Genomic DNA, 9,104 nt, shown 5'->3' on the forward strand with positions numbered 1-9,104 from the left:
CAACGTTGTTTATAGACTAAGACCTGTGAAAAATTTTAACAGTATAGTTAACACTTTGGGGAATGCTGTCATAAATCATAGAGTATTTTTCACTTTTATCCTCTAGCCTTAGGCTGAAATAACCAAATTTCAGTTAGTTATATTTTAATAATTAAAAAACATTACGGCAGATGACGATGAAAATATTTAATGTGATGAGTATTGCGCTGGTGCTTTTATCAGGAGTATCTATGGGGGCCACCGCCGATCCCCTCGATACACTAATGAAAAAGTTTGAAGAGGGAAAATACTCAAAGAAGGGCGCTGATACATGCATTATGTGCCATAAACGCTCCGATATGGTGATGGACATTTTTGATAGTGTCCATGGCCAAGCGGGTAGCAATGGTCCTATGGCAGGTCTGCAATGTGAAGCTTGCCATGGCCCACAAGGTAAGCACAAAGGTAAGAACGAACCTATGGTGAGCTTTGGCGAGAATTCACCTTTAACGGCGCAGATGCAGGACTCAGTTTGTACCGCTTGCCATAACGATGCCTCGCAGATGGCATGGCATACTTCTTTACATGCTGAGCAGGATGTTAGCTGCGTGAGTTGTCACGAGATCCATGTTGTACAAGACCCTGTAATGAACCCGAGCCTACAAGTAGAAACTTGCGTGAGCTGCCACACCAAAGCTAAGGCTGACATGAACAAACGCAGCTCACATCCGCTTAAGTGGGGCACTATGGTGTGCTCAGATTGCCACAACCCGCACGGCAGCATGAGCGATCATGAGCTTAAAGGCTTTGATACCAACCAAACCTGCTATGAGTGTCATGCAGAAAAACGCGGCCCCTTCCTATGGGAGCACGTACCGGTAATGGAAAATTGCGCTAACTGTCACGATGCCCACGGTAGTGTTAATAGCGACTTGCTTAAATCACGTGTTCCTATGTTGTGTAAGCAGTGTCACGCTGGTGATATCCACGCATCGACGGCACCTGGAGATAATCAAAGCATCCAAACCGCTGGTCAAGGCTGTCTAAATTGTCATAGCCAAATCCATGGTTCAAATAATCCATCTGGCAAAGCGTTTCAATTCTAAGGAGATAAGTCATGAAATTTAAACTCAATATTGTCGCCTTGGCTTTAGCGACTGTCAGTACTGGTGCCGCAGCTTTCGATTTTGGTGTTACTGCGAGTCAGGCTAAGGCACAAAATACCAGTTGGAAATGCACTAAGTGCATCAGTAATCAGCAAGTGTTAGGCAGTGTAACCCTAGAAGCAGGCATGCAAGATAGTAAAGATGCTCATTCGGCTAACAGTTTACGTTATACCGATGGCTTTGCCGTAGGCCTTGATGCAGACACAGTGATTATGGATAAAGGTTATCGCACTCAGCTCTACTCTGATGGCTTAGGTAGTGAGCAGGCTTTAGCCAAGATCAAAACTGGCCGTTTAGGTCAGTGGAGTATGGAGGCTGGCTATCAGACGAGTCACCAGTACGATGCCGACAATGCCCAAAGCCGCTGGCAGGCAAAAGATGGGGTACTCATTAAACAAGACGGCTTAAAGACCCAAGAGCTAGCCTTAGAGCGTCAAAAGTTTACTCTAGGGGCTGACTTTAGTCACAATCGCTTTGGCACTTATGTCGCCATGAGCAGCGAAGACAAAAGCGGTAAGCTGCGCGGCAGCATGTCAAATGGCAATCTCGATGCTATTAATATCGCAGCGCCGGTAGACTACACCACACAAAACCTACGCGCAGGGGTTAACCTTAAGGGGGATAACTGGTTTGCTGAGCTTGGCTATAACGGTAGCTGGTTTGATAACAACATCGACAAACTATCAATCGAACAACCAGGTTATGCCGATGCTGCCCAAGCGGTAGATAATCAGGCGCACTTTATCAGTTTAATGGGGAATTACATCTTTGACCGTAGTTATATCTCCGGTCGCATTGCTAGCGGTAACATGAGCCAAGAGGGTGACTTTATCACTTTATCGGGTGTTGCTGCTGGCAACCATGGCGCAAACGCCGAGGTTGAGACATTAGATGCCAACGTTAAGTTCTCTACCCGTGTTATGAAGGGACTTAGGATCAATGCCTCTGTGGATTACTCAGACCGTGATAACACTACCGATGTGCATGATTACGAGCAAGTCAGTATAGATGGTGTGACTGGGGAGTTAGTACAAAACACACCTTACGATACCACTCGCAGTGCTTATAAAGTTAGCGCCAATTACCAGCTAATGGCAGGGCAACGTATTGAAGTGGGTTTTGATCGCATCGAAACTGAGCGTAGCCATCAAGATCGTGAGCAGACTGATGACAATATCTTCTGGGCACAGTGGCGTGCAACAGGCTTCGATATGTGGGATCTACGTGTTAAAGGTAGCTACGCCGATAAAGGAGGTTCACAGTTCTTGTATGACGATGCGGTGAATGCTGCTGAAGATCAGCTAATGCGCAAATATTACCTAGCCGATAAGAAGAGTAGCAAGGCTGAGGTGTTTGTAACGCATACCCCAACTGACAGCATTGCTATCAGTGCTCACGGATACTACTCGTTAGATGATTATAGCAATTCCAGTATCGGCTTGATTGAGTCTAACAGTTACGGCTTTGACTTAGGCCTAAGCTGGCAGGTGACCGCTGATTTACTACTCAGCAGTGATGGTGGTTACCAGTGGCTAGATAACGAGCAAACAAGCGCTAGGAGTAACTATATTGGTTATTGGGAAGCTGACACCAACGAAGAGTTTGGATTTGTTGGGGCAGGCTTTACCTACAGCGGCTTAAGCGACTCAGGGATCACTATTGGCGGCGACTATAGTTTTGCTATCTCGTTTAGCGACAGCTATGTGGATGGAAATGATGTGTTTGGTATGTATGAGTCAAGCAGTCATCACGCCAATTTATATGTAAATTACGCAGTTAGTCAGCAAGTTATAGTGGGCTTACGCTACGAGTTTGAAGGTTATGAAGACAGTGATGATACTCAACTGCCCGTTGATTATTATCCAGGCACCGGACCTACAGGCTTAACGACTCTTGGTTTGTTAGATCATGATTATAAGGCCCATTTAGTCATGGCGACCTTGCAATATCGTTTTTGATGCAGTGATCAGTATCAAGCGCCGCAGGTCTGTTGTCGACCCTGCAAGGCATAATAGGCTTGTGGTCGCTTGATGCAAAAATATGATCATAAAAAGGTAAGGTGAACATGTGAATGCTGTTTATTAACAGCGTTTTAATGAGAGCAGAGCCTTAACAAAAAGTAAGTTCTTAAAAAACTTGCTCCCATTTTTACCGAGAATAGAGGCATCTATTCTCGGTTTTTTTATGCCTCAATTTTATCGATTCATTAACCGAAAGAGGAGCTATAGCGTTAATTTTGTTGTTTGCTATGAATTTTACTGTTGAAAGTAACAGTGATTAACTAATGGTTTTTATTGTAAAATCTTAATACCAATCAGTATAAAGATTTGGTCGCTCAGCGAGAGTTTAGCGGCACTGAGACAAGGCAACGAGTGAAGAGCATAGTTATTCTACGGTTAAGCTTGTTAACGCAGTATCAGAGCCGCTAAAACTCGCCATTCTGGAGCGTTTTTGGCTGCCTACTTCAGCGTTGGAAAGCTTCACAAGGGAATAACCATCCCTTCAGCTCTTCGCCTTGAATTAGTTTGCCAAAAAACGCTCTGAGTAGATCAACTTCTTATATTGATTGGTATTAGTGTTCAAGGAGCCGTTAAGGCTTATGGGGGAATCGGATGAAAATTCTGAACTGTACCCGCAACTGTAACTGGAGCAACTCTTCTGCTGGCCATCGCCAAAGCAGGATTGCAAATCGTCTTCAGAAGTCAGAGTACCCACCTTGATCGTTAACGCTGTAAAACTGGGCGGGCGCTCTCGGTTTTGTAAATTCACTCGTGTGTTTACCTGCCTGGTTTTCAGCATCTTTTCTCCTTTGGGACTATTGAAGATGCATCACATTTCAAGCCGTTTTTATCTTTCCACTTATCTCGAGACTTTAGTGGCAATGACGATTGCGCCGCTCAAGAAAATATTGAGACGGGAGACGCTGCACTATGTGGTTTGATCCCTTTTACTGCGCAGGTGTAGTCACATTAGCACTACTGCTGGACCGACTCTTTGGTGAACTCCCTAGGTTTCACCCGCTAGTTGGATTTGGTCTGCTTGCAAGCTGGGTGAAGCAGCGCCTTTGGCGACCAACAAAGCGTCGTGGATTGTTAGCTGTATTTATACTCCTGCTACCTGTTTTACCTCTGTTATCTCTCCCTTCGATCTGGTGGATCGATGTGGTGATCCTTTACTTTGTAATCGGTGGTCGCAGCCTTTGTGAGCACGGTAATGCCGTTGGTGAGGCGCTTAAACAGGGAGATTTAGTTTTAGCTAGGCAAAGAGTCGGCATGATAGTTAGTCGTAAAACCGCGAAGCTTACCGAGCAACAAGTGGTGAATGCCACACTTGAGTCAGTACTTGAAAATGGCAACGATGCAGTATTTGGCGCGCTGTTTTGGTTTACGGTTGCGGGCCCTGTTGGCGCAGTTCTTTATCGATTAAGCAACACCTTAGACGCCATGTGGGGCTATAAAAACCAAACCTACCTGCAATTTGGTTGGTGCGCCGCCAAACTTGATGATCTACTCAATTATATTCCCGCGCGCCTATGCGCCTTAGCTTATGCACTAGGAGGCAACACTTCTATTGCACTTAAGTGCTGGCGCGTTCAAGCACCCAAATGTGCTAGCCCAAATGGTGGACCTGTGATGGCAGCGGGTGCCGGTAGTTTACATATCACCATGGGCGGCGCCGCTGAATACGATGGCTATATTTGCGATAAACCCATGCTTGGCGAAGGCAGAGCCGCGCAGGCATCTGATATTAATAGAGCCTGTAACCTTGTCAGGCTTAGCGCTATCTACTGGGTTGTGACATTACTAATGCTGTCATTATTGGTGACTATTTTTTGAGAGATTATGGTATGAGTGGTATTGAGAAGATGGCGTTATTACACCATGGTGGTCGACTACGAATTGCAATAAGTCAGTTTGGCGGTAATGAAAATGATTGGTTAGATTTATCAACGGGTGTGAGTCCATGGCATTTCCCGGTACCAGAATTACCTACATCATGTTGGAACCGGTTACCCGAAGAGGACGATGGCTTAATCCCTGCAGCCGATGGTTATTACGGCGGACACAATGCCTTACCTGTAGCGGGTTCTCAAGCCGCAATTCAATGTTTGCCAAACGTGCTGGCCAAAAGGCGTGGCAGTGCGGGAGTGGTGCTTCTGCCTAGAGTGGGTTACAAAGAGCATGAACGTGCATGGTGCATGCAGGGCTGGCAGATAGAATACTACGGTACAGACAGTATTGGAGATGAGCATAACTCAGCTGCTTCTATGGCGAATGTTTATGAGGCAGATGTTTATAAGAAAGGTGTTTATAAAAAAGATAATTTTCAGCAACCTTCTACGCAGCAGCTTGCACGTTGTGATGTGCTGTTGGTTATCAACCCCAATAATCCAGCCGCGCATCTTATCCCGCGAGCCACTCTACATGCTTGGTTAGTTGAGTTGTCTGCAAAGGGGTCTGTGTTAGTGGTTGACGAAGCCTTTATGGACATGACTCCTGATCAGAGCCTGTTGCCGATAACCGAAAATAACCTTATTGTGCTGCGCTCCATCGGCAAGTTTTTCGGCTTAGCTGGAATTCGGGCTGGGTTTGTTTATGCACCAAAGGATATACGAGAAAGCTTACAAACTCAGCTAGGCCCATGGTGCCTTAACGGTCCTGCTCGACAAATCTGTAAGCTAGCTCTTGCTGATATGGACTGGCAGCAGGCGCAGCTTACGCGACTTCATACAGCTAGCCAGCGTCTAAAGAGGTTGCTCTCTACATTACCCGGCGCGATTGTGGGTAGCGCTCTATTTCAGACCATTTACTTAGCTAACGCGCCAGTATGGTATGAGCGCCTGTGCCGCCACCACATTTTAACTCGGTTAACCGATGAGCAAGATGCCTTGCGCTTCGGTCTTCCTGCTAATGAGTTGCAGTGGGAAAAATTAACCCATGCGCTACAGACGCTAATCTTTTCAAATATGGCGGGTGAATCGCGAGATCAGGATGATAGGAGTCATGACTAATGAGAATATTATTTTGTCGTCACGGTGAGACACAGTGGAACAAGCTAGGCAAGTTACAGGGCCATCTTGATAGTGAGCTGAGCCAAGAAGGTGTAGAGCAAGCAAGACTGCTCGGGCAGCATTTATTGCGTTATCAGCCTGAACTTATTATCTCTAGCGATCTTGGTCGTGCACAGTCTACAGCAGTGTTAGTCAATGAAGGCTTGAAACTATCCACTCTGTCATCTTCGTTACTACGTGAACGCTGCTTTGGGGAGTTACAAGGTCTGTTAAGAGAGGAGGGCGATGATAGGTGGCACGCTTATGATCAGCGCTTCGATACTAATCATATCGATATTCATAATGCCGAGTCAGCCACGGCAGTATTGGGCAGAATAGAGAAGTTTTTTGCCTGCATTGAGTCTTTAAATGTGAATACCTTGGTGGTGATTGGTCATGGTGAGTGGCTACGAGTCCTGCAAAATGTGGCTAATGGCCTCGCGCCTTGGTCGAATCAACGGCCTGTACCGGGAAATTGTGAGTATTTTGAGTTCATGCTTTAGTTGTTTAAGCGGTGGCTGTTGAAGCAACAGAAGGTGTTTGTGTGTTACAGCTCTAGGTTACTCATTACCTTCATCGGATACTGGATAGGGTGTAATAATATCGTTCTTGCGAACAATATCATTAATGACTATGAGCATAGATTGCGCCTTTTTTATGCAATTGATTGGGGTGATTGACTATGGCAATTGCGATATTTACAGCTTCAATCTCATTGCGAATATGTTGTTAGTGTTGGCTATATGTTTGCCTCGTTATCTGTATTGTTTTTGATGTTTATTGGTGAGTATCTAGAACGTAAATTAAATTAGCGCTGGCTAATTTATTTGGGTTCTTTTTATAATTTCTATTAATGTATCAAATTGTATCGTGTTAAAATGATTTGGTTTTAAATCGACTTTTTACAGGTCGATTTTTTTTATCCAAATTTTACCGATACAGGACTTGTTATGACCGACCGCAATCGCATCCTACTCACATGGATAAGCTTTTTATCCTATGCATTAACAGGATCTCTGATTATTGTCACCGGAATTGTGATGGGGGATATTGCTAAGTTTTTCAATTTACCTATCTCTAGCATGAGTAACACTTTTACATTCTTGAATACAGGCGTATTAATTTCTATTTTCTTAAATGTATGGTTAATGGAGATCATTTCACTTAAAAAGCAGCTGATTTTTGGCTTTATTCTGATGGTACTGGCGGTTCTAGGATTAATGTTTGGTCATAACCTTGCAATCTTCTCTGCTAGCATGTTTGTTCTTGGTGTGGTGAGTGGTATTACCATGTCAATTGGTACTTATTTAATTACTCGCCTCTATCATGGTAAACAACGTGGATCACGATTGCTGTTTACCGATTCATTTTTCAGTATGGCAGGTATGATTTTCCCGCTAATTTCGGCTGCATTACTTGCACACAGTATTGCTTGGTATTGGGTATATGCAGCCATTGGCATGATTTACCTTGCTATCTTTATTCTGGCACTTATTTGCGAGTTCCCTGTACTGGTTAAGTCTGAGGAGCAACAACAAGCGGTAAAAGAGAAGTGGGGTTTAGGTATTCTATTTTTAGCGATTGCAGCACTTTGTTATATTTTGGGGCAAATGGCTTTTATTTCATGGATACCTGAATACGCAACTAAGTCGTTGGGCATGGATTTAAGTGGTGCAAGTCAGTTACTGAGTTACTTCTGGGGCGCATATATGCTTGGTATGTGGGGCTTTAGCATGATAATGAAACGATTTGATATTCAATATTTTGTATTAGTGCTTTCTGCTTTAGCCACAGGATTAATGTTCTGGTTCAATATGGATACCAATACAGAACATTTACTTATTATCATCACAGTATTAGGTTTCTTCAGTAGTGCTATTTATACGACCATCATTACATTGGCGTCTCAGCAGACAAAAGAAGCATCGCCTCGCATTGTCAATTTCATTTTATTCTGTGGCAGTATAGGCACCATGTTGACTTTCGTTGTTACCAGTCCAATTGTGAAGAGTTATGGTGCACATGCTGCAATGCTCACCGGTAATGGTTTATATGCGGTGGTCTTTATTATGTGTTTATTAGTTAGCTTCGTAACCAAACATCGTATTCACGGCCATTCATCAAGCCATTAAGCAATTCGACGAGTGTAGAGAAGTGTAGATAAGTGATTAAGCCTCCTCTTTTGATGGGGCTTTTTTGTTCCATAAATCCAAGTATTTTTTACCCCAAAATCTGGTTACTTTCGAATGAAGGTTTGATTACATTTATCTCTAAGCTGTGGCTACGGGGAAGTGAGTTCCATGTTTTAGCTTCATGACTATCAATCGCCTCCGGCAGGCGGATGTGCAGACACTGCTGAAGCACGGTGAGTAAAGCGGAGCTTTGTGCTACGAACGAGAAGCATGGATGCTGAACTGGCTATTAGATAGGGATATCGTTGCAAGTACATCCCTGTTTTCGACGGCTTCAGCCGTATCTACACCGAATAATTGGTGTACACATTTAGGTTGGTGTTGTTTGATGTATAACGTGGAAATGCCCTTTATGAGTTACAGGCAATAAACAGGAAAGAACTGTGAAGAGCCTGTTGGCCTACTTTTACGAATCGATAAGTAATAGTCACGAATTACTTTCGATTCAACATCAATACCAATGCTCACTTTGCTCATTTTTGTGCGCGTTTATCCAGCATGACTTTGATAGAGTGCTTATAAATCAATAGCTTTTCTTCAGTAAAAATTAAATAATAGGTTTATTAAATGTGCATGCGCGTTTTGCCAAATAAACGCGCATGCGCACTATACAAATAATGAGATGGACGCTCCTCCCTTTTACGTTGTCTAAATGATTTTACGTAAGTGGAGAAGATTATGAATAACATTTCAGTTGTTGGAGTCGATCTAGCGAAA

General features: G+C 43.9%; 6 protein-coding genes and 1 riboswitch. All 6 genes read left to right on the forward strand.

The window, feature by feature from the left end:
• Positions 1–170: 170 nt before the first annotated feature.
• The 6 genes from JMA39_RS03020 (at position 171) to tsgA (ending at position 8,327) form a co-directional block, all read left to right on the forward strand.
• Positions 171–1,085: a DmsE family decaheme c-type cytochrome gene (locus tag JMA39_RS03020; protein ID WP_202720331.1), complete on the forward strand. Its 915-nt coding sequence runs from the start codon at positions 171–173 to the stop codon at positions 1,083–1,085.
• An 11-nt stretch (positions 1,086–1,096) separates the two neighbouring features.
• Positions 1,097–3,103 carry an MtrB/PioB family decaheme-associated outer membrane protein gene (locus JMA39_RS03025; RefSeq protein ID WP_202720332.1) on the forward strand — a complete coding sequence of 669 codons (2,007 nt, stop codon included), beginning with the start codon at positions 1,097–1,099 and terminating at the stop codon, positions 3,101–3,103.
• Between the two features lie 607 nt (positions 3,104–3,710).
• Positions 3,711–3,878, forward strand: a riboswitch (cobalamin riboswitch).
• A gap of 197 nt (positions 3,879–4,075) precedes the next feature.
• Positions 4,076–4,981, forward strand: a complete 906-nt coding sequence (gene cbiB / locus JMA39_RS03030) for an adenosylcobinamide-phosphate synthase CbiB (RefSeq protein ID WP_202720333.1) — start codon at positions 4,076–4,078, stop codon at positions 4,979–4,981.
• 11 nt (positions 4,982–4,992) lie between these two features.
• Positions 4,993–6,156: a threonine-phosphate decarboxylase CobD gene (gene cobD / locus JMA39_RS03035; RefSeq protein WP_202720334.1), complete on the forward strand. Its 1,164-nt coding sequence runs from the start codon at positions 4,993–4,995 to the stop codon at positions 6,154–6,156.
• Complete coding sequence (locus JMA39_RS03040) at positions 6,156–6,698, forward strand: histidine phosphatase family protein (RefSeq protein ID WP_202720335.1); 543 nt, start codon at positions 6,156–6,158, stop codon at positions 6,696–6,698. The genes cobD and JMA39_RS03040 overlap by 1 nt, the downstream gene beginning before the upstream one ends.
• Before the next feature lie 447 nt (positions 6,699–7,145).
• Positions 7,146–8,327: an MFS transporter TsgA gene (gene tsgA / locus JMA39_RS03045; RefSeq protein ID WP_202720336.1), complete on the forward strand. Its 1,182-nt coding sequence runs from the start codon at positions 7,146–7,148 to the stop codon at positions 8,325–8,327.
• Positions 8,328–9,104 lie beyond the last annotated feature (777 nt).

Origin of the sequence: Shewanella schlegeliana (assembly GCF_016765635.1) — a bacterium.
Classification (GTDB): domain Bacteria; phylum Pseudomonadota; class Gammaproteobacteria; order Enterobacterales; family Shewanellaceae; genus Shewanella; species Shewanella schlegeliana.